We start from the raw sequence: 26,156 nt of genomic DNA on the forward strand, positions 1-26,156 counted from the left end.
CGATCCTTCTTCGATTATGGTTAGCTTTTCATCACTCCGACGTTTGATCCTTACTTTGTCTCGCCGCATTGGACCACGAACCTGCTCGACGACCGATGCCAATTGATCAACACAACCCCCGCTATTGCGCGAGCCTCGGAGGGCTATCAGTTACTGCAACTTGGACACTAAGAGCCCGACACACGCAACGAGCGTTGCCGTACTCAGGGTCAAGAGCTGCTCGGTGTGGGCTTGCAGATAGCGGTTAGCAACCAGCTGATTCAGTTGGTTTCGAAGCCCCTCAGATCGAATTTGCTGGAATGCCAGTTCGCAGAGCGCTCACACCATCTAATGGGACGTAAGCTCTGACAGATTACGACAGGCGCAAGCAGGAGCCTTTAAACGTTTATGGACGTGGATCGATCTGGAAGATGATCGACATGGACCGGACCGAGCGCTTCTTTGCCGGAATGACTGTCGTGGTCACGATCTGCCTCTGCGCCGCGTTTACGATGTGGATGCTCGTTTGAGCCGCCACTCATGCTGCCAACGGAGGCGCCCTATTTCGGTGGCTGCCATCTTGGCAAGGTCAGCCACTCGGTTACTGAGACGTGATTTCGTTCTGCCGGACCTTCCTAAGCAGACTGTCTCGTTTGTGTCCTGGCGGAAATGACCGGACTTCATCACGTAGCTGTTGAGCTTCTAGGTCAAGCCGAGCCCCACACTTCCGAGATCGCCGCGGCGTTTGCCGCGTCCCGGGAACCGGACCCTATGGTATTACCCATGCGCATTTCGCAATTGTGCAGCGGCGCGCTGGGACCTAACTCCTCAATCACCCTGAGAGACAACAATTCGCCTCCGAGCGCGTGTGGTTGGAGTTTTTGAGATTGAGAGCTTCCGCAGCTGAATTGGACTTCGGGGCGCGAGGCGTAGGCGGATTCAAACAAAGTTCGAGTTGGCCGCCCCATGACGCTCGAAATGCGATGCGGCGATCGTTAGAGGAGGCCGCAGTGACGCTTCCCGCCGAAATTGGTAACCGACTCTGGCAGCACTACCGGCGGCGGACCTCGATCTGCTGGCGCCCGAGCTAGAGATGGTAGCGCTCGATCGGGATGCGGTCGTCTCGCAGGCGGGTGACCAGACCGAGCACGTCCTCTTTCCTCATAGTGGCGCCATTTCTGTGATGATCGACATGGCCAACGGACAGACGGTCGCCAGCGCCGCAATAGGGCGCGAGGGAGCAGTAGGCACTGTTTCCGTGCTGGGGCTGTCCCCTTCGGCCGTTACCGCCGCCGTTCGTGCCGCGGGCATCGCCTCGCGAATCCCCGCATCGGACAAGGCGCACGTTTTGTCATTAGACGTTGGCAGTCGGTTGGGCCTATTTAGAGGTCCAAGGTCAGCTTTTTCGACTTTGCACCCGAATAGCAAATCATGATCGTCTTGTTTGTCTCTTGTTCCTGCTTGCTCAGAAACTGCTCGCGGTGATCCGGCATGCCTTCGATCACGCGTGTCTCGCAGGTTCCGCAGCCACCTTCCACAAGCGAAATTCCTGAATCGATCAGTGCATCCAGGAATCGACTTCCCGGGCTCAACGGCAACCGTACGATATCGAAACATAACGGCCGTGCCCATCTTCCAACCCAAGATCGCGCGAACCATCGGTTTGCTTCAGCGACGCGGAGCCATCTATCCACGGCCGCACGGGTTTCTCGCGACAGATTGATTTCGAAATGGCCTGGAGAAATATGAGATACCGCTCCACATGTCGGGCGAACTGAACTCACGGGCCAACTCAGCCAGCCGTCAAAGCCCCGACCTTGAGCCAGAAGGTGTTCTGCGGATTCCGACGCGTGTGCCATCACGGCCGGAAACACTTTTGCATTGGCGGACGCTGGTCGTGACGAGCGCCAAGACCCGATGCGACGAGAGCAACTTCATGAGTAGAATCCGAGAACGGCCTTTGTCTCGAGATATTCTTCCAAACCCCTCTAGGCCGTACTCCCGGCCGTTGCCGGAACGCTTGTATCCACCGAAAGGTGCGTTCGGGTCCCAGTCAGGATAGTTCACATGGACCTGACCAGACCGGATCTCTCCGGCTACGGCCCGCACCGTTTCCATATCCGTGCCCTGCACGTGGGCGCCGAGGCCGTAGACAGTGTCGTTGGCGATCTCGATCGCCTCCTCCACTGTGTTGTAGGAAATGATGGACAGCACGGCGAATTCCGCACCAATGCATTATTTCGACTGCTTGTCCGATTGTTCGCTGTAGTACCCTATCCTACGATGAGGGCGTAACAGACCACCCCAAGTAGCCTCGGCGGTATATACTGAGATGAAAGCCACGGAGATAGGCCACTATGGTCGATGTAATGCACGACGCCGTTTAGTTTGATTCGGGAACGAGCATCAGAAGCTCCATTTCCAAACGCGTTCAAAAAATTCGGCGGCATCAGAGCTGCTTACATAACGAACTCAGCAGCTTAAGCGCTGGCTGGGGCGGGAGGGATCGAACCTCCGAATGGCGGAATCAAAATCCGCTGCCTTACCACTTGGCTACGCCCCATCAGGCCCTCGGGAAACGGCGGCGACAGGAGCGTCCGCGGATTCCCTCGAGTGGTGCCGGTCTATAGGGAGAGGCGCGGCATTTCAACCGCCCGGAGGGGCAAAATACCACAGGCGCCGGTGGCGCCGCGCCATGCCTTACAGGAGCGCTACGCCAGCCCGTTGCCGACGGGCGTTCCGCCACCCTCCTGACAGTTGAGACCTCCCCCGTTTCATGGGAATACGGCGCCAAGAACTGTCCACGGGAGTGAGCCATGACCTACCGCGCGCCGATCTCTGACATGCTGCTGTCGCTCAACCACGGCGCCGGCCTGAAAGCTGCCATGGAGGCCGGCCATTACGGCGATTTCGACGGCGATATCGTGAGCGCCGTGCTGGAGGAAGCCGGCAAGTTCGCAACCGACGTGCTGGCGCCGCTCAACAAAGTCGGCGACGAGCACGGCATCAAGCTCAGCGACGGCAAGGTCACGACCGCGCCGGGCTGGCCGGATGCCTACAAGCGCTGGACCGAGGGCGGCTGGAACGCGGTCTCCGGCCCCGAGGATTTCGGCGGCCAGGGCCTGCCGCTCGCGATCAACGCCGCCTGCAGCGAGATCTGGAGCGCCGCCAACGTCGCCTTCGGCCTCTGCCCGCTGCTGACGGCGTCGGCGATGGAGGCGCTGGACGCGCATGGCAGCGACGAGCTGAAGAAAATCTATCTCGAGAAGCTCGTCTCCGGCGAATGGACCGGCACGATGCAGCTGACCGAGCCGCAGGCCGGCTCCGATGTCGGCGCGTTGCGCACCCGCGCCGAGAAGCAGGCCGACGGCACCTATCGCATCAAGGGGACGAAGATCTTCATCACCTACGGCGAGCACGACATGACCGACAACATCGTGCATTTCGTGCTGGCGCGCCTGCCGGACGCGCCCGCAGGGACCAAGGGGATATCGCTGTTCCTCGTGCCGAAATTCATGGTCAACGAAGACGGCTCGCTGGGTGCGCGCAACGACATCTTTGCCTCCGGCGTCGAGCACAAGCTCGGCATGCATGCCTCCCCCACCTGCACCATGACCATGGGCGATCATGGCGGCGCGATCGGCTTCCTGGTCGGCGAAGAGAACCAGGGCATGCGCTGCATGTTCACGATGATGAACCAGGCCCGCCTCGGCGTCGGCCTCGAAGGCGTCGGTGTTGCCGACCGTGCCTATCAGCAGGCATTGTCGTACGCACAAGAGCGCAAGCAGGGCCGCGCCCTCGGCAACAAGGGTGACGGTTCCGATGCGATCTTCGTGCATCCCGACGTCAAGCGCATGCTGATGCGGATGCGGGCGCAGACCGCTGCGGCGCGCACCATCTGCTATGCGACCGCGGTGGCGATCGACGTCTCGACGCGTGCCAGGGATCCGAAGGTCCGCGCCGACGCTGCCGCGCGTGCGGCATTGCTGACGCCGATGGCCAAGGGCTATTCGACCGACATCGGCAACGAGGTCGCCTATCTCGGCGTGCAGGTGCATGGCGGCATGGGCTTCATCGAGGAGACCGGCGCGGCGCAGCACTATCGCGATGCCCGCATCACCGCGATCTACGAGGGCACCAACGGCATCCAGGCCATCGACCTCGTCACGCGAAAGCTCGCGGCCAACGGCGGCGCGTCGGTGTGGGCGCTGCTCGACGAACTCTCCGCAATCGTGAAGCAGGTCGAAGCCTCCAACGATCCCGCCTTCGGCACCACGGGCGTGAAATTGCGTGAGGCACTGGAGTCGCTGACGCGCACCAGCAAATGGCTGCTGGAGCGGCTTCCTTCCGCGCCGAACGAGGCGCTGGCCGGCGCGACGCCGTATCTGCAACAGTTCGGCGCCACGCTCGGCGGCTGCATGCTGGCGTCTGAAGCGCTCGCCGCGAAATCCGACGGCATCGCGGACGCCGGGCGCTACGTCTCGCTGGCGCGCTTCTTCGCCGAGAACATCGCCGTGCAGGCCGGCGCGCTCGAGCGCACCGTGACGGAGAGTGCGGAGTCGGTCGCGGCAGCGGATGCGGTGCTGTTGGGGTAGCTGGGACGCGTAGCCCGGATGGAGCGCAGCGCAATCCGGGGCCATCATTGCTGGTGACACGAATTCCGGATTGCGCTGCGCTCCATCCGGGCTACGAAGCCGCAAGCTTCGTACGTCGCCCCGGCCGCCATAGTACGACGCTCGCCGCCACCACGTCGAGCACCACGCACATCGCAAACGCGCTCGTGCAGTCGCCGGTTACGCTGCGCACGAGACCGACGATGCCGGGGCCGAAGGCGCTGACGATGCCGCTGATCGAGGTGCCCAGCCCCATCGCAGCGGCGAAGGCGCTCGCGCCGATCTCCCGCTGGATGATCAAGGGCGGAAACGTGATCATGTTGCCGATCGAGAAACCGTAGACGGCGCAGCACACGAGCAGCACGGTCGGATTCGTGCTTTGCAGAAGCACGAACAGCGCCGCCGCCTGGCTCGTCATCGATGCCGCGCAGGCGAGCCGCGGATCGAGCCGGTCCACGAACAGGCCGAGCGAGAGGCGCCCGACCACCGCCATCGCCGCCATGACGGTGACGGCAAGGCCCGCACTGGCGCGGCCGATCAGCGGTTCGAGGAACGTCACCTGATGGATGATGAATCCCATCTGCGCCAGCAGCGCGACCGCGATCGGCAGCACCATGGTCCAGAACGCCGCGTTGGCGAGCAGCGTCTTGCGTGAGTGAACCGAAGGCAAGGCAGTGCCGCCAGTGGATGAATTCCCACCCGACGTCGGCGGCATTTCGGTTCGCCACCCGGTGAAGATGACCACCACCGGCAGCACCAGCACCACCATCGCCAGCGTGGCCGCCAGCATCGCGGAACGAAAGCCGATGCTGCCGCTCAGCGACAGCAGCAGCGGCACGAGCACGATGCCCCCGCAGGTCGCGCCGTTGTAGGCGAGGCTGAGCGCGAGCCCGCGGCGCCGTTCGAACCAGGAGTTCAGCACGGTCGCGATCACCACCGTGCCCATGCCGGTCCAGCCGACCGACATCAGCGCATAAGCGAGATAGAGCTGCCACGGCGTCTGCAGCAGCGCCAGCAGCACCGTCGAAGCGCCGAGCGCCGACAGGCCGCACAGGATCAGCGACCGCAGCCCGATGCGGGCGAGCAGATCGTCGGTGAAGATGACGAGGACGGCAGTCAGGAGAAAGGAGAAGGTGCTGGCCGCGGAGACCAGCGTGCCCGGCCAGCCATGGGCGCGCTGCAGTTCCGCGAGATAGACGCCCTGACCGTACAGGCCGAAGCCGAACATGAAGAAAGCCATCAGGAAGCAGGCCAGCACGACGCGCCAGCCGCGATAGTGCAGCGAGGATTCGTCAACACGAGTGGCGGCAATCATCAATCGGGCAATCGGCCAAATGGAACGGCGCGAGGCGATCGTGCACCACAACCAATGGTTTTTCAATCGAAAATGGCGGTTGATCATTGCAACGCGGAACACGGCGGCGAGCGTGATGCGCCCGTCTCGGGCGAATTCGGTCTCCAAAAGGTCGCGCTAGCGCATTGGCACGCCTGCAAGATGATGTAGGCTGACGTTTCGCGAGTCTAGCAATGTCAGTATCGCGGCGACCGCAGGGGCCCCTCATGCCGAATGGCAATATCGTCGTCAGCGAAGAGCGCGGAACGCGCGTGATCACCCTGCGCCGCCCGAGCAAGAAGAACGCGATCACGCAGGACATGTATCGGGAGATGAGCCGCGCGATCGACACCGCGCAGAACAATCCCGACATCCGCTGCATGATCATCACCGGGGGCTCCGGCGTGTTCACCGCCGGCGACGACATCGACGATTTCATGCACGCCGACACGTCGCGCCCCGAGACGCTGTCCGACGGCGCCAAGTTTCTCTATTCGCTAGCTCTCAACGCCAAGCCGGTGATCGCGGCCGTGGACGGCGCGTCGATCGGCATGGGCACCGTGATGCTGTTCCATTGCGACTATGTGCTGGCCTCGAACGCGGCGACCTTCTCCGCGCCCTACATCCATCTCGGGCTCGTGCCGGTCGGCGCGTCCAGCCTCTTGATGCCGAACACGATGGGCTACCAGCGCGCCTTCGCCATGCTGGTGATGGGACGGACTTTTACGGCCGCGGAAGCGCATGCCGCCGGCTTCGTCAACACCGTGGTCTCGCCGGGTCATACCGAGGTCGAGGCACGCAAGGTGGCGCGCGACATCTGCCGGCTTCCCGCCGAAGCGGTCGCGATCTCGCGCAAACTGCTCCGCGTCGCATCCGAGGAGCTCACCCGCCGCATCGATCAGGAGGCCCATCTGTTCGGCGAGCGGCTGAAGTCGGAAGAAGCCACCGCCGCGTTCAACGCGTTTATGAACAGGAAGAAGCGGTAGGCTGTCTTCCCTCTCCCATGGCGGGAGAGCCTGGCTCGCCGCAAAGCGGCGAGACGGGTGACGGGTTCTATCCGCGAGTCGAACTCACATTTGAATTTGCGGAGACCCCCCCTCATCCGGCGCTTCGCGACACCTTCTCGAGACGGGGAGAAGGAAGAAAGCTTCGTGAAATCTTCGTGCGGAACGACTAGTCTGGTTTCATGCAACATGTTCTCCGGCTGACCGTCTTCTCGCTCGCGCTCGCCGCCCTGCCCGCGTCCGCCCAAACCGCCGCACCCGTCGAGCTGCGCATCCTGGCGATCAACGATTTCCACGGCAATCTGCGCCCGCCGCCGGGCGGCATCCGGATCAGCGATCCCGAGGACAAGGCCAGGAAGGTGATGGTGGCGGCCGGCGGTGCCGAATACATGGCGACGCTGGTGAAGCAGCTGCGCGAGGGCCACAAGAACACGATCTTCGTCGCCGCCGGCGACCTGATCGGCGCGAGCCCGTTCCTGTCGGCGATGTTCCACGACGAACCTTCGATCGAGTCGCTCTCGATGATGGGGCTCGCGATCAGCTCGGTCGGCAATCACGAATTCGACGAAGGCAAGACCGAGCTCCTGCGGATGCAGAACGGGGGCTGTCATCCCGTCGACGGCTGTCAGGGGCCGCATTCCTTTACGGGCGCCAGATTCCGCTATCTAGCGGCGTCCACCATCGAGACGGCGACGGGCAAGAGCGTGCTGCCGCCTTACGAGATCAGGGAATTCGAAGGCATCCCCATCGCCTTCATCGGGCTGACCTTGAAGGACACCGCGGGCATCGTCTCGCCATCGGGCATCACCGGCCTCGAATTCCGCGACGAAGCCGAAACGGTGAACGCGCTGGTGCCGCAGCTGAAAGCGGGTGGGGTCGAGGCGATCGTAGTGCTGATCCACCAGGGCGGCGAGCCGGCCGGCGACTACAATGAATGCCCTGCTATCACGGGGCCGATCGTCGACATCGTGAAAAAAATCGATCGCGCCGTCGACCTCGTCGTCAGTGGCCACACCCATCGTGCTTATGTCTGCGATATTGACGGGCGGCTCGTCACCAGCGGCGACAAATACGGTACTCTGGTCACCGCGATCGACCTCAAGCTCGATCCGGCAACGCGCGACATCGTCAGCGCTAGGGCCGAGAACGTCCTCGTCGCCAATGCCTCGCTGCCTAGGGATCCCGAGCAGACCGCATTGATCGACGCTTACGACAGGCTTTCGGCGCCGATCGCCAATCGCCCGGCTGGATCGGTGACGCAGACGCTGTCACGCGTGCCGAACGAGGCCGGCGAAAGCCCGCTCGGTGACGTCATTGCGGACGCGCAGCTGGCCGCGACCAGGGACGCCAAGGACGGCAGCGCCGTCATCGCGCTCACCAATCCCGGCGGCATCCGCACCGACATCGTGCCAAAGGAGAACGGCGCGATCACCTTCGGCGACGTTTTCGCCAGCCAGCCGTTCCGCAACCGGCTCGTCACCATGACGCTCACGGGCAGCCAGCTCAAGGACATGCTGGAGCAGCAATGGCTCGATCCGAAGCGGCCGCGGATTCTCCAGGTCTCGAACGGGTTCAGTTACGCCTGGGATGCGGCGAAGCCATACGGCGAGCGCGTGATCAACGAGAAGATGACGCTCAATGGCAGGCTGATCGAAGCCGGAAGCGGCTACCGCGTCACCCTCAACGATTACCTCGCAGTCGGGGGCGACGGGTTTACGGTCGCCAAACAAGGCACGGGGCCGCAATATGGCGGCTACGACGCTGACGCGCTGTTCGCGTTCTTCCGGGCGCACGGACCGATCGGACCGCTGCCGCTGAGCCGCATCCTGCGCGTGAATTGATCCGGATCAAACAGGCCGCTCCGGGACACCCTTTGCCATTCCCGGGGGAACGCATAGATTGGGTTTTGCATTTGCGTTTTGGCGCCGGATGCGCCAAGCGACGTCGAGAGCCCGCATCCCATGAGGCCGACTGATGAGTACGCTTCTCCTCTCCCACAAGGCCTGCCTCGACCACGTCACGCCGCCGGGACACCCTGAAAGGCCGGACCGCCTGCGCGCGGTGGAGGAAGCGCTGTCGCATGAGCGCTTCCAGTTCCTGGTGCGCGACCAGGCGCCGGAGGGCGATCTCGACCTCGTCACGCTCTGCCACAACGAGCACTACGTCACGGAGCTGCGCCACATCGCGCCGACCAGCGGACAGGTCTATATCGATGGCGACACCTCGATGTCGCCTGGCACGTGGGAAGCGGTGATGCGCGGCGTCGGCGGCGCGGTCGCGGCGACCGAAGCGGTGATGGCGGGCGAGCATCGCAACGCCTTCGTCGCGGTGCGCCCGCCCGGCCACCACGCCGAGATCGGCAAGCCGATGGGTTTCTGCTTCTTCGACAACGTCGCCATCGCCGCGCGCCACGCGCAGCGTAAATACGGCATCAAGCGCGCGGCCATCGTCGATTTCGACGTGCATCACGGCAACGGCACGCAGGATATTTTCTGGTCGGACCCGACCGTGATGTACTGCTCGACGCACCAGATGCCGCTGTTTCCGGGCACCGGTGCCAAGAGCGAGCGCGGCGACCACGACACCATCGTCAACGCACCGCTCGCCTCCGAGGACGGCGGGCCGGAATTCCGCATCGCGTTCGAGAATCTGATCCTGCCGCAGCTCGAAAAATTCAGCCCGGAGCTGCTCGTCATCTCTGCCGGCTTCGACGCGCATTATCGCGATCCGCTGGCGTCGCTGAATTTGCGCGCGGAGGATTATGCCTGGGTGACGCGTAAGTTGATGGACCTCGCTGACAAGACCGCCGGAGGGCGCGTTGTTTCTGTGCTCGAGGGCGGCTACGACCTGCAAGGACTGAAAGAATCTGTTACGGCGCATGTCGGCGCCCTGATGGGCGCCTGACACACCCGCCACATTGCGCCCGCAAAACTTTGCTTTCTCCGACGTGAAGCGAATCGGGCAATCGGAAACTTATATGGCCGAAAATACCCAAATCGACATCTCCAGGCTGACCTTCGAACGCGCCATCGAGGAGCTCGAAACGATCGTGAAACGGCTCGAGGACGGCAAGGTGCCGCTCGAGGAATCCGTGACGATCTACGAGCGCGGCGAGGCCCTGAAGCGCCGCTGCGAGGAGTTGCTGCGCCAGGCCGAGGCGCGCGTCGACAAGATCACCACCGATGCCAGCGGCCAGGCGACCGGCACCGCGCCGCTCGACGTCCAGTAAGGGCCGCCTTCAAAGCCGCCTATCTCACGCAGCGCGCACCGGCAATTTTTCATGATCGCACGCCGCCGTCGGCGTTGCTGCTGCTTGATTCCAGGGAACCGGCGCTCCGGAGATTATGGAACCTCCCTCAGAGCGCCCCTCGTCCTCCTGAATCCGGCCTAAAAATAGCTTCCCCACGCGAAAAACCTTGCCGAGGAACCGGGCTAGCTTGGAACCCTTCCGATGGCGCCAGGATTAACCACTCTGGCCCGCGGGTTGCAGGTGCATGCCCGTAATCGGGCCCAGCGGGTTGGCTTTGGCCCAAGCTTTGGTGTAAAGCTGCGCGGAGTGTGGCTTTTTGTAAGCCTTGCGTGGGCACTGATTACCGACGACAAGCGCTTCAAACTGCTGATGAATTGGCTGGGATGGACGAAGCCGATCTAAGTGACAGGGATCACAGAGACTGAACCGGAGAGCACTTAAGCTCACCTAAGCTTGAAGACGGGGCTTTGCCCCATGCAGGTGGCTCCGACGGTTTAAGGACTCGCGCTGCGCCGATATTGAGCAAACCCATCGCGCGCCGGAACGATCTTCCGGCGCTGACAAATTGGAAATCGCCGTGAACGCATATAGTAAAACGCCGCTTCTCGACACCATCCGGACGCCGGACGACCTGCGCAAACTCAAGGTCGAGCAGGTTCGCCAGGTCGCCGACGAGCTGCGTCAGGAGACCATCGATGCCGTCTCGGTGACCGGCGGTCACTTCGGCGCAGGCCTTGGTGTGGTCGAGCTCACCACTGCAATCCATTACGTCTTCGACACCCCGCGCGACCGGCTGATCTGGGACGTCGGCCACCAGGCCTATCCGCACAAGATCCTCACCGGCCGGCGCGATCGCATCCGCACGCTGCGCACCGGCGGCGGCCTGTCCGGCTTCACCAAGCGCAGCGAGAGCGATTACGATCCGTTCGGCGCCGCGCATTCCTCGACCTCGATCTCCGCCGGCCTCGGCATGGCGGTCGCGCGCGACCTCTCCGGCGGCAAGAACAACGTTATCGCCGTCATCGGTGACGGCGCGATGTCGGCGGGCATGGCCTATGAGGCCATGAACAATGCGGGGGCGATGAACTCGCGCCTGATCGTCATCCTCAACGACAACGACATGTCGATCGCGCCGCCGGTCGGCGCGATGAGCGCCTATCTGTCGCGGCTTTACTCGGGCAAGACCTATCGCACGCTGCGCGATGTGGCCAAGCAGATCAACCAGCGCCTGCCCAAGATCCTCGCCAACCGAGCCAACCGCGTCGAGGAATATTCCCGCGGCTTCATGATGGATGGCGGCACGCTGTTCGAGGAGCTCGGCTTCTATTACGTGGGCCCGATCGACGGCCACAACCTCGACCATCTCCTGCCGGTGCTGAAGAACGTGCGCGACATGGAGACCGGCCCGATCCTGCTCCACGTCGTGACGCAGAAGGGCAAGGGCTACGGCCCGGCGGAAGCCTCCGCCGACAAGTACCACGCGGTCGTCAAGTTCGACGTCGCGACCGGCACCCAGGCCAAGTCCAAGCCGAACGCGCCGGCCTATCAGAACGTATTCGGCCAGAGCCTCGTCAAGGAAGCGGAGAAGGACGACAAGATCGTCGCCATCACCGCGGCCATGCCTTCCGGCACCGGCGTCGACATCTTCAACAAGGCGTTCCCGGACCGCACCTTCGACGTCGGCATCGCCGAGCAGCACGCAGTGACGTTCGCCGCCGGTCTCGCCACCGAGGGCTACAAGCCGTTCTGCGCGATCTACTCGACGTTCCTGCAGCGCGGCTACGACCAGATCGTGCATGACGTCGCGATCCAGAGCCTGCCGGTTCGCTTCGCCATCGACCGCGCCGGCCTCGTCGGCGCCGACGGCGCCACCCATGCCGGTTCGTTCGACAACGCCTATCTCGGTTGTCTGCCGAACATGGTGATCATGGCCGCGTCCGATGAAGCCGAGCTGGTGCACATGGTTGCAACCCAGGTCGCGATCAATGATCGTCCGAGCTCGCTGCGCTATCCGCGCGGCGAAGGCCGAGGCATCGAGATGCCCGAAGTCGGCATTCCGCTCGAGATCGGCAAGGGCCGCATCGTCCGCCAGGGCAGCAAGATCGCCCTGCTCTCCTTCGGCACGCGCCTCGCCGAATGCGAGAAGGCCGCCGACGAGCTTGCAGCCCACGGCCTTTCGACCACGATCGCTGATGCGCGCTTCATGAAACCGCTGGACACCGAGCTCGTGCTCAAGCTCGCGCGCGACCACGAGATCCTGATCACGATCGAGGAAGGCTCGGTCGGCGGTTTCGGCTCGCATGTCGCGCAATATCTGACCGATCAGGGCGCGCTCGACAGCGGCCTGGTGCGGTTCCGCACCATGGTGCTGCCCGACGTGTTCCAGGACCACGACACCCCGGCGGCGATGTACGGTCGTGCCGGTCTCGACGCCAAGGGCATCGTCGCCAAGGTGTTCGAGGCGCTCGGCAAGGACGTCAAGGCCGAGACGGTCAAGCTCGCCTGATAGCGAGCTTCGACCTTCCGCGAAGCAGCTGTGATGAAAATCTATCTGGCAGGCCCCGACGTGTTCCTGCCAGATGCGGTCGAGATCGGCCGGCACAAAGTCGCGGTCTGTGCCGCGCACGGCGTCACCGGCCTCTATCCCCTCGACAACGAAATCGACCTCGCCGCGCCCGACGCCTCGCGGCAGATCTTTTGCGGCAACGAGGCGATGATGGACGCGGCCGATGCGATCATCGCCAACCTCACGCCGTTCCGCGGCGCCGGCGCCGATCCCGGCACCGTCTACGAGCTCGGCTACATGGCCGGCCGCCGCAAGTTCTGCCTCGCCTATTCCAATGACGGTGCCGCCTATGCCGACCGTGTCAGTCGCTTCATGGACGTGACGTCCGAAGACGGACGGCTGGTCGACGCGCAGGGGCTGACGGTCGAGGATTTTGGCCTCGTCGACAATCTCATGATGATCCACGCGCTGGAGCTGCATGGCTGCCCGCTGGTGACGCCGGCGCAGATGCCGATCGACGTCTGGCACGATCTGGCCGCGTTCGAGGCTTGCGTCCGGATGGCGGCCGCGCGATTGATCGCTACATAAGCGCCTCAGGCGTCTTCGGAGAGATGATGTCCCCTGCCCGCAAGCGCGCGGATGTTCTGCTGGTCGAGCGCGGCCTGTTCGAGAGCCGGGCGCGGGCGCGCGCGGCGATCGAGGCCGGGCTCGTCACCGCCGACGACAAGCAGGTCGCAAAGCCGTCGGAGACCATCGCCGAGGACGCCGTGATCCAGGCCGAGCCCGCGCACCCCTACGTCTCCCGCGGCGGCGTCAAGCTCGCCGGCGCGCTGGAGCGCTACCCGATCGAGATCGAGGACCATGTCTGCCTCGACGTCGGCGCCTCCACCGGCGGATTCACCGAGGTACTGCTGGCGAATGGCGCGAGCCTCGTCTTTGCCCTCGATGTCGGCACCAGCCAGTTGCATCCCTCGCTGCGCGGTCACGCCAAGATCGTGTCGATGGAAGAGACCGACATCCGCGCCTATGACGGCAAGCGCCTGCCGGCGCGGCCCGATGTCGTCGTGATCGACGTCAGCTTCATCTCGCTCAAGACGGTGCTGCCCATCGCGCTGTCGCTGGCCGCCGCGCCGATGAGCCTGCTGGCGCTGATCAAGCCGCAATTCGAGGCGGACCGGAAGCACAACAAGAAGGGCATCGTCCGCGACGCCGCCGTGCACCGCGAGATCTGCGACGACATCGCCGCCTTTGCTGCCTCGCTCGGCTGCACCGATATCGAGGTGTTCCCGTCGACGATCACCGGCGGCGACGGCAACATCGAATTCTTCCTGGGCGCGCGCCGTGGTTGAGCGCGTGACGATCGATCACGTCGGCCATCGCGGCGACGGCGTCTCGCTCGACGCTGGCGATGCCATCTATGTGCCCTACACGCTCGGCGGCGAGACCGTCGAAGTCGATCATGTCGTCGGTAATCATCCCGACCGCCGCAAGCTGCTGGTAGTGGACGTCGCCAGTCCCGAGCGCGTCGCGCCGTTCTGTCCGCATTTCGGCGTCTGCGGCGGCTGCGCGATCCAGCACTGGGCGACTGAACCGTATCACGCCTGGAAGCGCGGCATCGTGGTCGAGACCCTGGCCCAGGCCGGCATCGACTGCGAGGTGACGCCGCTGGTCGACGCTCACGGCGCGGGGCGCAGGCGCATCACGCTGCACGGCCGGTTCGGCACCCATGACATCCTCAAGGTCGGCTTTTCGGCTGCCAGCGCGCACGACGTCATCCCGATTGATCGCTGCCCGATCCTCGATCCCGGGCTCGAGGGTGCACTCGATGCCGGTTGGGCGCTCGCCGAGCTGCTGACGTCCAAAATGCCGGTGACGAAACCGCTGGACATCCAGGTCACCGCGACCGCCAACGGTCTCGATGTCGACGTGCGCGGCTCCGGCCCGCTGCCCACGTCGCTCGTGACGGCGCTGTCGCGCGTCGCCGAGCAGCACCGCCTGGCGCGGCTGACACGGCACGGCGAACTGGTGCTGCAACGCCTGCCACCGACCCTGCAGATGGGCCGCGCCGAGGTGACGCTGCCGCCGGGCTCATTCCTGCAGGCGACCGTCGCCGGCGAAGAGACGCTCGCGTCGCTGGTCGCCGAGCGCATCGGCAAGGCGAAGAACGTTCTCGATCTCTTCTGCGGCGTTGGTCCGTTCGCGTTGCGACTCGCCGAGAAGGCCCGCGTCACTGCCCATGACAACGACGCCGGCGCCATTACGGCGCTCGCAAAGGCCGCGCGCACGCCGGGTCTCAAGCCGATCAAGGCCGAGCCGCGCGATCTGTTTCGCCGTCCCCTGGTGGCACCGGAGCTGCGCGATTTCGACGCCATCGTGTTCGACCCGCCGCGCCAGGGCGCGCAGGCGCAGGCCTTGAAGCTCGCCGCGAGCAAGGTGCCTGTGGTGGTCGCGGTCTCCTGCAACGTCGCGACCTTTGCCCGCGACGCGCGGCTGCTGATCGATGGCGGGTACAAGATCGACGTAGTCGTGCCGGTGGATCAGTTCCGCCACACGCCGCATGTCGAGCTCGTTGCGAAGTTCACGCGCTAGTTAGCGTCGAAGGCCACTCAACGCCGGCGACTCGCCGGGCAGCATGTTCGATCTGAGATCGCTGTCCATGCGGCCCGAGTCCTGCTGGGTGAACCCGGCCCCAAACGACAGGCTGAGGTTGGAGGTCGGCTTGAACTCGACACCCGCAAATGCGCCGTAGCCGGGCGAGGCGCTGGAGGTGAGCGGCGCAAGCGAGCTGCCAATGCCGCCGCCGTATTTCAGGGTGTCGAACCCGGCAAAGAACGTGACGGGCATGCCGCCCGCGGTCTTGGTGTTGTAGCCGAACTGCGTGCTGTCGTAGGAGAGCGCGCTGAAATTGCCGCTCAGTCCGGCCGGGCTGAGGCCGCTCCAATTGAGATTGCCATGCTGGCTGCCGACAAAGAAGCCGTTCGAATTGCTGCGGCCGCTTGCGTCGCCGCCATTGAAGCTCGGGAAAATGCCGTAGCTATCGGCGCTCTGGCCGGCAACACCGCCGAATCCAAAAGGTCCGCCGGGGATCCAATATTGCAGGGGTGCGGCTTGCGCATGAGCCGGCGCTTCGCCGAGGCAGAGCAGGGCAAGAAAAACCGCGAGACCGCAAGAGGGTGTAAGCCTGAACATTCAAATAACCGTCGAAAAGCTTGCGAATTATACCCACCAGACATCATGAATGCCAGCATAGCGACACCATTCTTCCCTGAGTTCCGGGATCACGTTTTTCTGCCAATTTGAACTTCCCCCATGCCAGATTGACCCACCTAAGGGGGCGCGTCAGCACGGAGGCTGTCATGGAGGTCAATTCCGACAAGTTGAATGCCTTTATGGGCAAGATGGTGACCGAATTCGGGGCGGCGATGAATGCGTCGCTGGTCCTGCTCGGGGACAAGCTCGGTCTCTACCGTACCCTTGCCGCCAAGGGACCGATGAACTCGTCCGAGCTCGCAAGCGCCACCGGGACGGCGGAGCGCTACGTCCGCGAATGGCTCGCGAGTCAGGCGGCGTCCGGCTACATCGAATACGATTCCGCTTCGGCAAAATTCTCGATGCTACCGGAGCAGGCGATGGCGCTTGCCGATGAGGACAGTCCGGTGTTCCTCGGCGCGTTCGGCAATGTCATTGCCTCGGCGTTTCTCGACGAGCCGAAGATCTCGGACGCATTCAAATCCGGCAAGGGCGTCGGCTGGAACCGGCGCAGCGAGTGCCTGTTCTGCGGCACCGCCCGCTTCTTCCGGACCGGGTACATGCATCATCTGGTGCAGGAATGGTTGCCCGCGCTCGACGGCGTCGTGGACAAGCTGAAGCGCGGCGCCAAGGTCGCCGATGTCGGCTGCGGGCACGGCGTCTCGACACGGCTGATGGCGGAAGCCTTCCCGAACTCCCGCTTCTACGGCTTCGACTATCACGAGGGTTCGATCGAGGCCGCGCGAAAGGCGGCCACCGAAGCCGGATTGGGCGACCGGGTCAGCTTCGCTGTTCATTCCGCCAAGACCTATCCGGCCGAGGGCTATGATCTCGTCTGCTTCTTCGATTGCCTGCATGACATGGGCGATCCCGTCGGCGCCATCGGCCACGTGCGCGAGACCATGGCAAAGGACGGCACCTGCATGCTGGTCGAGCCGTTCGCAGGCGACCGCCTCGAGGACAATCTCAACCCGGTCGGGCGGGTCTATTATGCGGCGTCGACCATGATCTGCACGCCGGCCTCGCTCGACCAGGAGGTGGGCCTCGCACTGGGCGCGCAAGCGGGCGAGGCAAGGCTGCGCAAGGTCGCGCGAGAGGGCGGACTGACGCGCTTCCGCCGCGCCGCTGAAACGCCCTTCAATCTGATTCTGGAGGCGCGGATCTGATCTTCCGATTCCGGCGCGTGGCCGCGGCATATGCCATGCCGATGCTGCAGCCACGCCCGGCGCCGACACCCTCCCTCGCTCGCGCTGCAACGTAAGCTGGCGATCGGACAAGGCGACGCGAGTCCGTCATGACGGGAGGACGACGAAGCCGCTCTCCATGAATTTGCGATGGCGCTGAATGGGGGCCGTGGATCATCGGAGGTGCCTGGCTGTCCGTTGGCGGACAAAGGGTCGATCTGCTCTATCGCAACGCCGACGCTGTGTCGTCATGGAATCCTGTCGGGCCGGCATCATCACCATGGACTACCAGCCCGGCCATCCACACGGCTTCTGCTCGGCGATCTGGATGGGCGAGATCGCCTATTGCCAACCACTGCGCGATCAGCAAGACCTGATCAACCGGTTGAAATCGATCGCGCTGCCCTACCTGCAACCGTTGCGGGATGCCCTGATCCGGCGCTTCCAGTGGGAAATCCTCTTCGGCATCGAGAATGCGGAGCTTGCGGCCGCACGTAACGAGCAGACCCATATCGCCGGATGCGTCTACCGGTCGCTGGCCTGCGTTGCGCAGATCGTGTTCGCACTGAACGAGCGCTATCTCATCAACGAGAAGGGTGCGCTATGGAAGCAGCGCGGTTACCGCTGACAATTCCGCATCTGGACGAGCAGGCGACGGAGATCTGGCGACTGATCGGCAATGGCGCTTTGGCGACCGCCTGCGACGTCTTGCGTCAGATCGACCGGCAATTGAAGGCGCTGACGCGGTCCAGCGAGCAGCAGCCGTGATCTGCTACGCCGTCCTGTCCACCGAGGACGATGTATCCGACGGCGGATATTTGGTCACGGGCACCACGAAGGACTTGTTGCGGACCTGGTAGATGATCTTGCCATTCTGCCCGTCGTCGGTCGCAATCTGCGCCTGGCCGAACATGATGACGTTCTTGTAGACGGTGCCGGTGCCCTGACGGGTGACGCCATCTGTGGTGACGCTGACCTGCGCTTCGTTGCCGTTGACAGCGAGCACCCTGAAGCTCGCGCTCTTGCCATTGTCACTGGAATAGCCGCCCCAGCTTCCCATCAGGCGGCTGTCGGAGGCCGGCGGCGCCTGCTTCTCGAGAGTCGCGGTCTGCTTGCCCGCGCCTGCAGATGACAACAGCACCAGACTCTTGCCGTCCTTGGTGCCGACCGTGACCGTGCCGAAGGTGAGAAGCGAACCGGCGACCTCGCCAAAGCCGCGCTCGGTGCGCCCGTTATGGGTGTACTCGACTTGCGCCCGGGCCCCGCGGATGTTCACGACCTTGAAGCTGACGGGCTGGTTGTTGCCAGCCCAATTGCCCTTCCACTCACCGAGCAGGGAGCTCTGGTGATACACTCGCTCGAGAGCGGGAGAAATCTGGCTGGTGCTCGAGGTGACGATGGCCATTGGGTTGCTCGGCGGATGTGTCTGACAGGCCCGCTTCTTTCGCGCCCCGACAGCAACGTCAGAACCTTATCCGGAAACAAATGAAAGCAGCCGATTAGGGCCACGCAACGGTAAACGCATGGTTAAAATTCCATCGCCGGCAAATAGGGCAAAAGGTCTCGTCCGGTGGCCGCGCTCAGCGACCCCAGCGGTCCGACCAGATCTTCTCGCCGATCATGCAGTTCACACGCGGCTCCTTGTCCTTCTCCGCAACCCGCATCACGGGACGCTCCGGCATACGGCCCGCAACCTCCATCAAGAGCTTGGTGCGGATGGCTTCCTTGAACTTATCGCGGTCCTTGATCGTGATGACGAAGGAACCGGGGCCGCCGATGACGCAATCCTCATAGTAGAAATCGAGATTGTCGATATCCATAGTCGAGTAGGAGGGTTCCTTGACCATGATCGGCAGGCCGTTGATGACGATACCCTTCTCGATCGCTGCGTCGCGCGCAATCGTGACCGGAGTGCCATTGTTGTTGGGACCGTCGCCGGAAATGTCGATCACGCGGCGCAAGCCCCGATAGGGATCCTCGTCGAACAGCGGCATCGCGAAACTGATCGCGCCGGAGATCGAGGTGCGCGAGGCACGCCGGATCGGCGTCTTCAGGATTTCGGCGGCGACGGCATCGGCGGTCTCCGGTCCGTCGACCAGCCGCCACGGAATGATGATCTTCTGGTCGGTCGAAGCGGCCCACTCGAAATAGGTCACCGCGATCCGGCCGTTCGGGCCCAGCTTCAGCGCCTGCAGGAATTCCTTCGACTGGATCGCCTGCGCATAGCCTTCACGCTGGACCGCGAGCTCGTCCATGTCCATGGAGTAGGAGACGTCGACGGCGAGGATCAGTTCGACATCGACCGTCTGCGCGTCTCTGTCGGCTGCTTGCCGCTGCGGCTGATTTTTGAGTAGCGCCAGTCTGGGCGACTCAAACTTGGGTCCTGGTGCCGCGATGCCCGCGACGTCCCCTCCGGCGAACATGCCGGTCACCAGCACAGCCCCGATCGAGAACAGCAAGCGCATCGCAGCCTCCCGTCGTATGACCTGATGGTGACATGCAATCGCCTTGCCGCAAAGTCCGAAGATCGCTCGCGCTTCACATTCCGGTTAGGCATTTGCCAGTTAGGCATTTGCAGGCGGAATTGCGAAGCAGTACGCAAAGCGGCCGCGATGTTGCCGCGCTCGCGCCGCTGGACTGCGCGATCGCTGGCGCCGGCATGCCGTCATGTGCGGTCCGCTCCCGGACTGACGGGCCACTGGACAGCGCACCTCGCCCACTTGTCCGGCGCGATTTCCATGTTAGGCTGGCCGGACAGATGGGGATGGAGTCCCCCGACAACCGCCCGGCGGCCTGTGACCGTAGTGGGCTGATGACTCCTGCTTGAGGAGAGGCAATTTCTAGGCCTCTGCCTTCGGCGGGAGCATGGACAAACCCGCCGCCGGCGGGTTTTTTGTTGCCTGGATGAAGGCCGAGGAGAGGTCAAGCAGAGGCCGAGGAGAAGTCCTGGACGTGATGACGACAACACCGAATGCTGCGCGTGCGGGGCTGCCCAGGGGGATCTGGGTGCTCGGTTTCGTCTCGATGCTGATGGACGTCTCTTCCGAGATGATCCACGCGCTGCTGCCGGTCTATCTCGTCACCGTGCTCGGCGCCTCCACGCTCACCGTCGGCTTCATCGAGGGCATTGCCGAGGCGACCGCCTCGATCACGAAGATCTTCTCCGGCGCGTTGTCCGACTGGCTCGGTCGGCGCAAATTGCTCGCTGCGCTCGGCTACGGGCTGGCCGCGCTGACAAAACCGCTGTTCCCGCTTGCCCCCAGCGTCGAATGGCTGGTTGCCGCGCGCTTCATCGATCGCGTCGGCAAGGGCATTCGCGGCGCGCCGCGCGATGCGCTGATCGCCGATATAGCACCTATCGGTCTGCGCGGCGCGAGCTTCGGCCTGCGGCAGTCGCTCGACACCATCGGTGCGTTCGTCGGGCCGCTGATGGCGATCGGCCTGATGTGGTGGACGGCGGACAATTTTACGATGGTGTTCTGGGTGGCCGTGCTGCCGGGCTTCCTGTCGTTCGGACTGATCGCGTTCGCGGTGAGCGAGCCGGAGCCGGACCCCGGCCGGGAGCCGTCAAGGAATCCGCTGAATACCGCTGCGATGCGCCAGCTCGGGTCCGTGTACTGGCGCGTGGTCGCGGTTGGCGTCGTGTTCACGCTGGCACGTTTCAGCGAGGCCTTCCTGATCCTGCGTGCGCAGAATATCGGGCTCAATGCGATGTGGGTGCCGGCCGTGCTGGTGCTGATGAACATCGTCTATGCGTTGTCGGCCTATCCGGCCGGCGCGCTCTCGGACCGGATCAACCGCACCGGCCTGCTCGCGCTCGGCCTCGTCTTCCTCGCCGGCGCCGATCTCGCGCTCGCGCTGCTGCCAAACCTTGGCGGCCTCGCCCTCGGCGTCGTGCTGTGGGGACTGCATATGGGATTGACGCAAGGCCTGCTCTCGGCCCTCGTCGCCGACGCAGCGCCACCGAGCTTGCGCGGCACCGCGTTCGGCTATTTCAACCTGTTCACCGGCCTTGCCTTGCTGGCCGCAAGCGTGATCGCCGGCGCCTTGTGGGATGCCTATGGTCCGGCCGGCACGTTCCTGGCGGGGCTCGGCTTCGCGCTGGTCGCGCTCATGGGACTATTTGCCGTCGGCAACGGGCTGGCAACGGAGGAGAAACGATGACGGGGGGCTGTTCGCCGTGCTGAGCGGAGTGCTTGCGATTATGATCGGCAGCGTGCTGGGCGGCTGTGCGCGCTATTTCATCTCCGGCGCGATCGCGCGGCGGCTGGGCGAGACGTTTCCGTGGGGCACCGTGACCGTCAACGTCACCGGCGCCTTCCTGATCGGCATTTTTGGCGCATTGGCGACCCATCCCGGCTCGGTCTTCGCCGCGCCCGATCCATGGCTGTTCGCGGTCACCGGCTTTCTTGGCTGCTACACCACGGTGTCCTCGTTCAGCCTGCAAACGCTGACGCTGGCGCGCAACGGCGAGGCGATGCACGCGCTCGGGAATCTCGCGGTCTCGGTCGTGCTCTGCCTCGCGGCCGTCAGTTGCGGCTTCCTCCTCGCGGACACTCTGGGAGGCTAGAGGCAGATGAAGTCCCCCTCCTCTGCCGATCGCTGGCGCACCGCGACGCTCTATGCCTGGATTGCCGCCGGCAGCATGGTCGGCGGGCTAACGCGCTATCTGGTCGGGCTCGCGCTCGACACCGGCTCCGGCTTCCCGGTCGCGACGCTGTTCATCAACGCCACCGGCTCACTAATCATCGGCTTCTACGCGACGCTGACCGGGCCCGACGGCCGCCTGCTGGCGCGGCCCGAGCACCGGCAGTTCGTCATGACCGGGTTCTGCGGCGGCTACACGACCTTTTCAACCTTCAGCCTGGAGACCTTCCGCCTGTTCCACGGCGGCATGAAATATACGGCGCTCGCCTATATCGCGGCATCCGTCATCTGCTGGCTGGTGTCGGTATGGGCAGGCCATATGATAGCCAGCGGCACCAACCGCTTGCGAAGGAGCTGACCATGCAAATCCTTAATCAGGCAGTTTCGCTCCGGATCTTCCTTGGCGAGAACGACCAATTCGACGGCAAGCCGCTCTATGAAGCGATCGTGATGACGGCGCGCGAGCGGCATCTGGCCGGCGCCACCGTGCTGCGCGGCCCGATGGGCTTCGGCAAGTCCAGCCGGCTCCACACTTCCAAGATTCTGCGGCTCTCGGAAGACTTGCCGTTGCTGATCGAGATCGTCGACAGCGAGGACAACATCAATGCATTCCTGCCCATCCTGGATGGCATGATGTCGAGCGGCCTGATCACCTTGGAGAAGGTGCAGGTCCTGCAATATGGTGAGAAGGCCGCGCGCTGAGCGCGCCGGCAGGAACCCGAGCCCGCCATATCCGGGAGGCGGAATGAACGATACCGTTGCCAAACCGAAAACCAGGACGAAGACCAAGGTCGAGCGGCCGAAGCTGCATAAGGTCATCCTGATCAACGACGACTTTACGCCCCGCGAATTCGTCACGATGATCCTCAAGGCCGAGTTCCGCATGACCGAGGATCAGGCCTACAAGGTGATGATCACCGCCCACAAGCTCGGCGCCTGCGTGGTCGCGGTCTTCACCAAGGACGTCGCCGAGACCAAGGCTACCCGCGCAACGGATGCCGGCCGCACCAAGGGCTATCCCCTGCTGTTCACCACGGAGCCGGAGGAATAGTGCACCGGTCCGGCTTTGGTGCTTTTGCGCCCGCTTTCGATTTCGGCGCCGAATCTGCTCTGCCGAATAGTGTATCTATTGGCTGTCAACAGGCGCATGCTGAGCCATCACCGGCTCATCACGGCATCCATCGGTGACTGAGAGAGTCTTTGCGCTCCCGCCCAATGCGGAGCGTCCTATGCAAGACACCACCAAGCGCACCATCCCTCTGAGCAATCGCATTGCCCAATTGGCAGCCGAGGCTCGCCGTCGCGCAGAGATTGCCCCGCCCGGCGTTCAGCGGGAATCGCTGCTCAAGGCGGCGCGATTGAGTGAAACGGCCTCGCACATTCATGATTGGATAAGCCTGCCTGGCCCCAAAACCCCGAGGTAATGGCAAGCAAACCTTGTCGACCGCCTGTTCACGTCGAGCGACGATCCGGGCCAAGGGCGGCATCCGCCTTCAAATCGCACTTCAAATATAAGTTGTATGAAATGAACTATATTTCATCTTGGTTGTTATAACAGCGTCCCCAAACGAAACGGGGCGGTCAACAGCCAAAGCAGCCCAAATGATGAAATCTCTTGTCGCGTTCGCGATGTTCGCGCTCCTCGGAGTGTCCGTAATGGTGCTGCCCGGTTTTGCTCCGCAAGTAAAAGCGCGCGAAACCGTTGCTTTGGCGAAGGCGGACCGGCTGGCGAGCCTTCCGGTGGCGCGGAATTGCCTGGGCCAGGTCTGGCCGGACTTCGAAGCATCGTGTCTGCGCCGGGGTGAATCCGATGTCAGGGTTCATGAAGCTCGTTTGGTGACGGCTCGCCGCTAGACCAACCATCGCAAAGCGCCGGCCGAGCTTGTCGGATGATCCAGGAAAGTGTCGTGCACAGATGTCAACGCCCCCAACCTCCTTGCCGAACGTTCTCGTCGTCGAAGACGAGATGATCCTGCGCATGCGCGCGGTCGATATCGTAGAGGATGCAGGCTTCTGCCCTGTGGAGGCCGTCAACGCCGACGAAGCCATCTCGATCCTCGAGTCGCGGTCGGACATCTCGCTTCTGTTCAGCGACATCCAGATGCCCGGGACCATGGACGGCCTGAAGCTGGCCCACGCGGTGCACGATCGCTGGCCTGCCATCAAGATCGTACTGGTCTCCGGTCAGGTAAAGCCGTCTGAAACCGAAACGCCGGCGGACAGCCGCTTCTTTCGCAAGCCGCTCGCCGTCGACGAAATGATCTCGCAGTTGCAGACGATGATCGGAGCGGGCGCGCTAAAAATCCTTCCGACCACAACGACGGATCCCGGGGAAAACCTTGGGGTTGCTCGATCGCCACAGGAATCGGTTCTGGTGGCGGAGAACGACAATCTGCGCCTGTTGCTGGAACAGGCCGACACCGACGCCAAGGTCCTGCTCGCTCAAGCCGGCATCGAAGCCCACGAACGCGAGGCGGCCGACAAGTTGCAAAAGCTCATCCTCGGAGAGCTGCATCATCGCATCAAGAATACGCTTGCGACGGTGAGCGCAATCGCAGCCCAGAGCTTCCGGGCCGCAATCAATCTCGAGCAAGGCCAAAAAGCCATGGATGGCCGCTTGCTGGCGTTGGGGCGCGCCCACGACCTGTTGATACAGGTCAGCTGGTCCAATGCGAGCCTCACTCATACCCTGAGCGGCGCCACCGATCCCTATGACGGTCAGGGAGGTCGACGATTCCATTTCAATGGGCCGGATCTCCGGATCACATCCGGTGCCGTGATAGCGCTCGCGATGACGTTCAACGAGCTCTGCACCAACACGACGAAGTTCGGCGCACTGTCCAGTTCCTCCGGACATGTCGAGATCGCATGGACGGTGGACGAGATCGAGCAAAGGCTGCGCCTGAAGTGGAGCGAAAGCGGCGGCCCCGTGGTGGCGCCGCCGACACGACGGAGCTACGGCACCCGGATGATCGAGTCGCTCGGCCAGCAACTGAACGGACAGGTGCGGCTGGCCTACGAACCGTCCGGATTTGTCTATCAGCTGGATGTACCGCTGAAGTCGGTGATGGCGTCGAACGCCTGAATTCTGCTCACCAGGCTGACGGCGGCGGACATCCGAGGATGACCTCAGGCCATCACCACCGGCGTCTCCTCCGTCAGCCCGTACACGCGCTGCGCCTTGGAAAAGCCCGCGATCGGGAATTCGCCGAGCTCGTGCCAGTCGTGGCGGCAGACATTGGCGAAGCCTTCTGAGGCCACGACGGTCCGCCCCAGGCGACCCGTGATCTTCTCCAGCCGCGCAGCAAGATTGACCGCGGGGCCAATGCAGGTGAAGTCGAGGCGGTTGCCGCCGCCAATATTGCCGTAGAGGATGTTGCCGACGTGGAGCGCCACGCCGAAGCGGAAGCGCTCGACGACGTCGCCGACAGGATACGCGAGCGCCTCGACACTGGCGCGAGATTCGCGCGCTGCCTCCAGCACCCGCGTGCAGACATGCGCGGCATCGCCGACATATTCGTCGATCGGGAATACCGCGAGCAGGCCGTCGCCCATGAATTTCAGCACCTCGCCGCCATGGCCGCGGATCGCGGCAACCTGGCAGTCGAAATAATGGTTGAGGATCTCGACCACGGTCTCGGCCGGCAGCCGGTCCGACAGTGCCGTGAAGCCGCGCAGATCGGAGAGCCAGATCGCAGCCTGCATGGTGTCGTTGTGGCCGCGGCGGATCTGACCGCCAAGGATGCGCGCGCCGGCACGATTGCCGACATAGGTGTCGAGCAGCATCTCGGCGGTGCGGCGCAGGCTGATGATCTCGGTGATGCGCGCGAGCGGCTTGACGATGGTGTGAATCGCCGCGATGTGTTCATCGGTGAAGCCGCCTGGATGGCGCGTTGTCCAGCTCGTCGCGTGGACCGAGCCGTCGAGAAACTGCATTGGCGTCGCGACGTAGTCGGTTACGCCTTCGGCACGCATATCGTCGAAAAAAGGGAAATGCTTGCTGCCGGGATCGTCCATGCGTCCCCGCACCTCAAGTCCCTGCTCGAACACGACCCGCAGCGGACTTCTGGCGAATTCCGGCGTCTCCAGGATCTCGAAATCGACCGTGCCGATCTCGACCTCCTCGCCTTCCCGCCAGATGAAGTTGCGACCGAAAATTTCGGGATGCAGCGTGCGGATGAAGATGCCGAACCGCCATAGCGGCAGACCGGCTGCAACCATCCGTTCGCAGGCTTCGGCCGTCATCTCGGCCGGGGCCTTCGACGACCAGGCGCCGTCGATCAGCCAGTTGGTGATACGTTGGAGCTCGGAGCTTTCCATGCGCGCATTTGCGGACGAAGTTGTGGGATCGTCAAGCTGCGCGGTGGACTAGTGGCGCGATACAAGCGCCC

27 protein-coding genes, 1 tRNA gene, 1 pseudogene and 1 riboswitch are annotated in these 26,156 nt (G+C 63.6%); of the genes and pseudogenes, 21 read left to right on the forward strand and 8 right to left on the reverse strand.

Annotated elements, in window-relative coordinates; genetic code table 11:
• Window positions 1–1,072 precede the first annotated feature (1,072 nt).
• Window positions 1,073–1,414 carry a cyclic nucleotide-binding domain-containing protein gene (locus IVB54_RS41755; RefSeq protein WP_338014020.1) on the forward strand — a complete coding sequence of 114 codons (342 nt, stop codon included), beginning with the start codon at window positions 1,073–1,075 and terminating at the stop codon, window positions 1,412–1,414.
• Here the strand turns inward: IVB54_RS41755 and IVB54_RS28345 are convergent.
• From IVB54_RS28345 to IVB54_RS28355, 3 genes and pseudogenes are all read right to left on the reverse strand, one after another.
• Complete coding sequence (locus IVB54_RS28345) at window positions 1,362–1,838, reverse strand: 2Fe-2S iron-sulfur cluster binding domain-containing protein (RefSeq protein ID WP_083926417.1); 477 nt, start codon at window positions 1,836–1,838, stop codon at window positions 1,362–1,364. The genes IVB54_RS41755 and IVB54_RS28345 overlap by 53 nt on opposite strands.
• A 75-nt stretch (window positions 1,839–1,913) precedes the next feature.
• A pseudogene (locus IVB54_RS28350) lies at window positions 1,914–2,193 on the reverse strand (aldehyde dehydrogenase family protein); the annotation flags it as partial.
• A 274-nt stretch (window positions 2,194–2,467) separates the two neighbouring features.
• Window positions 2,468–2,542, reverse strand: a tRNA-Gln gene (locus IVB54_RS28355).
• A 253-nt stretch (window positions 2,543–2,795) separates the two neighbouring features.
• On the opposite strand from IVB54_RS28355, the gene IVB54_RS28360 reads away from it, so the two are divergent.
• A complete protein-coding gene (locus tag IVB54_RS28360; RefSeq protein WP_018456266.1) occupies window positions 2,796–4,574 on the forward strand; it encodes an acyl-CoA dehydrogenase in 1,779 nt (592 codons plus the stop codon).
• A 91-nt stretch (window positions 4,575–4,665) separates the two neighbouring features.
• On the opposite strand, the gene IVB54_RS28365 is transcribed toward IVB54_RS28360, so the two are convergent.
• Window positions 4,666–5,907, reverse strand: coding sequence for an MFS transporter (locus IVB54_RS28365; protein WP_247776540.1), 1,242 nt, complete (start codon window positions 5,905–5,907; stop codon window positions 4,666–4,668).
• Window positions 5,908–6,152: 245 nt separating this feature from the next.
• Between IVB54_RS28365 and IVB54_RS28370 the strand changes: the two genes are divergently transcribed.
• From IVB54_RS28370 to IVB54_RS28410, 9 genes are all read left to right on the forward strand, one after another.
• Entirely contained in the window at window positions 6,153–6,911 is a 759-nt protein-coding gene (locus tag IVB54_RS28370) for an enoyl-CoA hydratase-related protein (protein WP_018456264.1), read from the forward strand.
• Between the two features lie 200 nt (window positions 6,912–7,111).
• Window positions 7,112–8,770 carry a bifunctional metallophosphatase/5'-nucleotidase gene (locus IVB54_RS28375; protein WP_018456263.1) on the forward strand — a complete coding sequence of 553 codons (1,659 nt, stop codon included), beginning with the start codon at window positions 7,112–7,114 and terminating at the stop codon, window positions 8,768–8,770.
• 133 nt (window positions 8,771–8,903) lie between these two features.
• Window positions 8,904–9,833, forward strand: a complete 930-nt coding sequence (locus IVB54_RS28380; protein WP_018456262.1) for a histone deacetylase family protein — start codon at window positions 8,904–8,906, stop codon at window positions 9,831–9,833.
• Window positions 9,834–9,906: 73 nt separating this feature from the next.
• Window positions 9,907–10,158, forward strand: a complete 252-nt coding sequence (locus IVB54_RS28385) for an exodeoxyribonuclease VII small subunit (protein WP_007594646.1) — start codon at window positions 9,907–9,909, stop codon at window positions 10,156–10,158.
• 222 nt (window positions 10,159–10,380) lie between these two features.
• Complete coding sequence (locus IVB54_RS28390; RefSeq protein ID WP_085361378.1) at window positions 10,381–10,581, forward strand: hypothetical protein; 201 nt, start codon at window positions 10,381–10,383, stop codon at window positions 10,579–10,581.
• A gap of 175 nt (window positions 10,582–10,756) precedes the next feature.
• Window positions 10,757–12,685, forward strand: coding sequence for a 1-deoxy-D-xylulose-5-phosphate synthase (gene dxs / locus IVB54_RS28395; protein ID WP_026233122.1), 1,929 nt, complete (start codon window positions 10,757–10,759; stop codon window positions 12,683–12,685).
• 33 nt (window positions 12,686–12,718) lie between these two features.
• Window positions 12,719–13,273, forward strand: a complete 555-nt coding sequence (locus IVB54_RS28400; protein ID WP_018456259.1) for a nucleoside 2-deoxyribosyltransferase — start codon at window positions 12,719–12,721, stop codon at window positions 13,271–13,273.
• Between the two features lie 26 nt (window positions 13,274–13,299).
• Window positions 13,300–14,034 carry a TlyA family RNA methyltransferase gene (locus IVB54_RS28405; protein WP_026233121.1) on the forward strand — a complete coding sequence of 245 codons (735 nt, stop codon included), beginning with the start codon at window positions 13,300–13,302 and terminating at the stop codon, window positions 14,032–14,034.
• Entirely contained in the window at window positions 14,027–15,274 is a 1,248-nt protein-coding gene (locus IVB54_RS28410) for a methyltransferase (RefSeq protein WP_018456257.1), read from the forward strand. The genes IVB54_RS28405 and IVB54_RS28410 overlap by 8 nt, the downstream gene beginning before the upstream one ends.
• Here IVB54_RS28410 and IVB54_RS28415 read toward each other — a convergent pair whose 3' ends face one another.
• Window positions 15,275–15,874, reverse strand: coding sequence for a hypothetical protein (locus IVB54_RS28415; protein ID WP_018456256.1), 600 nt, complete (start codon window positions 15,872–15,874; stop codon window positions 15,275–15,277). It lies immediately after the preceding gene.
• A 167-nt stretch (window positions 15,875–16,041) separates the two neighbouring features.
• On the opposite strand from IVB54_RS28415, the gene IVB54_RS28420 reads away from it, so the two are divergent.
• The 3 genes from IVB54_RS28420 to IVB54_RS28430 all read left to right on the forward strand — a co-directional run bounded on the left by IVB54_RS28420 (window position 16,042) and on the right by IVB54_RS28430 (window position 17,886).
• On the forward strand, window positions 16,042–17,100 hold the full coding sequence (locus IVB54_RS28420) for a class I SAM-dependent methyltransferase (protein WP_018456255.1): 1,059 nt from the start codon (window positions 16,042–16,044) through the stop codon (window positions 17,098–17,100).
• A gap of 268 nt (window positions 17,101–17,368) precedes the next feature.
• Entirely contained in the window at window positions 17,369–17,746 is a 378-nt protein-coding gene (locus IVB54_RS28425) for a hypothetical protein (protein WP_247776541.1), read from the forward strand.
• Entirely contained in the window at window positions 17,722–17,886 is a 165-nt protein-coding gene (locus tag IVB54_RS28430) for a hypothetical protein (protein ID WP_018456253.1), read from the forward strand. Before IVB54_RS28425 ends, IVB54_RS28430 begins: the two co-directional genes overlap by 25 nt.
• 4 nt (window positions 17,887–17,890) lie before the next feature.
• On the opposite strand, the gene IVB54_RS28435 is transcribed toward IVB54_RS28430, so the two are convergent.
• Window positions 17,891–18,523 carry a hypothetical protein gene (locus IVB54_RS28435; RefSeq protein WP_018456252.1) on the reverse strand — a complete coding sequence of 211 codons (633 nt, stop codon included), beginning with the start codon at window positions 18,521–18,523 and terminating at the stop codon, window positions 17,891–17,893.
• 175 nt (window positions 18,524–18,698) lie between these two features.
• Complete coding sequence (locus tag IVB54_RS28440; RefSeq protein ID WP_018456251.1) at window positions 18,699–19,583, reverse strand: DUF1194 domain-containing protein; 885 nt, start codon at window positions 19,581–19,583, stop codon at window positions 18,699–18,701.
• Window positions 19,584–19,869: 286 nt separating this feature from the next.
• Window positions 19,870–19,947: riboswitch (Fluoride riboswitch) on the forward strand.
• 126 nt (window positions 19,948–20,073) lie between these two features.
• On the opposite strand from IVB54_RS28440, the gene IVB54_RS28445 reads away from it, so the two are divergent.
• The 7 genes from IVB54_RS28445 (at window position 20,074) to IVB54_RS28475 (ending at window position 24,850) form a co-directional block, all read left to right on the forward strand.
• Window positions 20,074–21,282, forward strand: coding sequence for an MFS transporter (locus IVB54_RS28445; RefSeq protein WP_051112995.1), 1,209 nt, complete (start codon window positions 20,074–20,076; stop codon window positions 21,280–21,282).
• A 7-nt stretch (window positions 21,283–21,289) separates the two neighbouring features.
• Window positions 21,290–21,688, forward strand: a complete 399-nt coding sequence (gene crcB, locus IVB54_RS28450) for a fluoride efflux transporter CrcB (RefSeq protein ID WP_162847276.1) — start codon at window positions 21,290–21,292, stop codon at window positions 21,686–21,688.
• 6 nt (window positions 21,689–21,694) lie between these two features.
• Window positions 21,695–22,123 carry a fluoride efflux transporter CrcB gene (gene crcB, locus IVB54_RS28455; protein WP_018456248.1) on the forward strand — a complete coding sequence of 143 codons (429 nt, stop codon included), beginning with the start codon at window positions 21,695–21,697 and terminating at the stop codon, window positions 22,121–22,123.
• Window positions 22,124–22,125: 2 nt separating this feature from the next.
• Window positions 22,126–22,467: a DUF190 domain-containing protein gene (locus IVB54_RS28460; RefSeq protein WP_085384121.1), complete on the forward strand. Its 342-nt coding sequence runs from the start codon at window positions 22,126–22,128 to the stop codon at window positions 22,465–22,467.
• A gap of 43 nt (window positions 22,468–22,510) precedes the next feature.
• Window positions 22,511–22,816, forward strand: a complete 306-nt coding sequence (clpS, locus tag IVB54_RS28465; protein ID WP_007594672.1) for an ATP-dependent Clp protease adapter ClpS — start codon at window positions 22,511–22,513, stop codon at window positions 22,814–22,816.
• A 551-nt stretch (window positions 22,817–23,367) separates the two neighbouring features.
• The gene (locus IVB54_RS28470) at window positions 23,368–23,619 is read left to right on the forward strand and encodes a hypothetical protein (RefSeq protein WP_026233118.1); all 252 of its coding nucleotides are present in this window, start codon (window positions 23,368–23,370) and stop codon (window positions 23,617–23,619) included.
• Between the two features lie 61 nt (window positions 23,620–23,680).
• Window positions 23,681–24,850: an HWE histidine kinase domain-containing protein gene (locus IVB54_RS28475; protein WP_026233117.1), complete on the forward strand. Its 1,170-nt coding sequence runs from the start codon at window positions 23,681–23,683 to the stop codon at window positions 24,848–24,850.
• 44 nt (window positions 24,851–24,894) lie between these two features.
• Here the strand turns inward: IVB54_RS28475 and IVB54_RS28480 are convergent, their stop codons facing one another.
• Entirely contained in the window at window positions 24,895–26,085 is a 1,191-nt protein-coding gene (locus IVB54_RS28480) for an adenylate/guanylate cyclase domain-containing protein (RefSeq protein WP_018456244.1), read from the reverse strand.
• Window positions 26,086–26,156: the final 71 nt, after the last annotated feature.

The sequence above is a fragment of the Bradyrhizobium sp. CW1 genome, assembly GCF_023100665.1.
GTDB lineage: Bacteria > Pseudomonadota > Alphaproteobacteria > Rhizobiales > Xanthobacteraceae > Bradyrhizobium > Bradyrhizobium canariense_D.